The sequence below is a fragment of the Paraburkholderia sp. XV genome (assembly GCF_020177535.1).
In the GTDB taxonomy this organism is placed as follows: Bacteria; Pseudomonadota; Gammaproteobacteria; order Burkholderiales; family Burkholderiaceae; genus Paraburkholderia; species Paraburkholderia caribensis.
This window is the reverse complement of sequence record NZ_JAGUUD010000268.1, coordinates 1-1,019: the sequence shown is the minus strand read 5'-3', so window position 1 is coordinate 1,019 and position 1,019 is coordinate 1. Positions and strand designations below refer to the sequence as shown.

The 1,019-nt window shown below is 63.3% G+C and carries 1 protein-coding gene; it reads right to left on the bottom strand.

What is annotated here, in order from left to right:
* Positions 1–1,019 (bottom strand): 2-methylcitrate synthase (gene prpC / locus KFO72_RS41860; RefSeq protein ID WP_225034558.1); only part of this gene is annotated, 1,019 nt, incomplete at both ends.

Sequence of the window (1,019 nt, the reverse complement as noted above, 5' to 3'; positions counted from 1 at the left end):
TGCTCGATGATGTGCGCGGCCCAGCCGGACGTGCGCGAGATCACGAAGAGCGGCGTGAACATGGCCGTCGGCACGCCCATCATGTGATACGACACGGCGCTGAACCAGTCGAGATTCGGGAACATCTTCTTGACGTCCCACATCACGCTTTCGAGGCGCTCGGCGATCTCGAACAGCTTCGTGTTCGACGCTTCCTTCGACAGCTTCTTCGCCACGTCCTTGATCACCTTGTTGCGCGGATCGGAGATCGTGTACACGGGGTGGCCGAAGCCGATCACGACTTCCTTGTTCTCGACACGGCGGCGGATGTCGGCTTCCGCCTCATCCGGCGTCTGGTAGCGCGACTGGATCTCGAACGCGACCTCGTTGGCGCCGCCGTGCTTCGGGCCGCGCAGCGCGCCGATTGCGCCCGTGATGGCCGAATACATGTCCGAGCCCGTGCCCGCGATCACGCGGCCGGTGAACGTCGATGCATTGAATTCGTGCTCGGCATACAGATTCAGCGACACGTGCATCGCATCGACCCACGACTTCGGCGGCTCCACGCCATGCAGCAGATGCAGGAAGTGGCCGCCGATCGAATCGTCGTCGGTTTCGACTTCGATCCGCTTGCCGTTGTGCGAGTAGTGATACCAGTACAGCAGCATCGAGCCGAGCGAGGCCATCAGCTTGTCGGCGATATCGCGCGCGCCCGGCAGGTTGTGATCGTCTTTTTCCGGCAGCACGGTGCCCAGCACGGACACGCCCGTGCGCATCACGTCCATTGGATGCGCGGCGGCGGGAATCCATTCGAGCGCGGCCTTCACGTTCGCGGGCAGGCCGCGCAGCGCCTTGAGCTTTTTCTTGTAAGCGGCGAGTTCGGCGACGTTGGGCAGCTTGCCGTGCACGAGCAGATACGCGATCTCCTCGAATTCGCTGGCGCCAGCGATATCGAGAATGTCGTAGCCGCGGTAGTGCAGGTCGTTGCCCGTCTTGCCGACCGTGCACAGCGCGGTATTGCCCGCCGTCACGCCCGACAG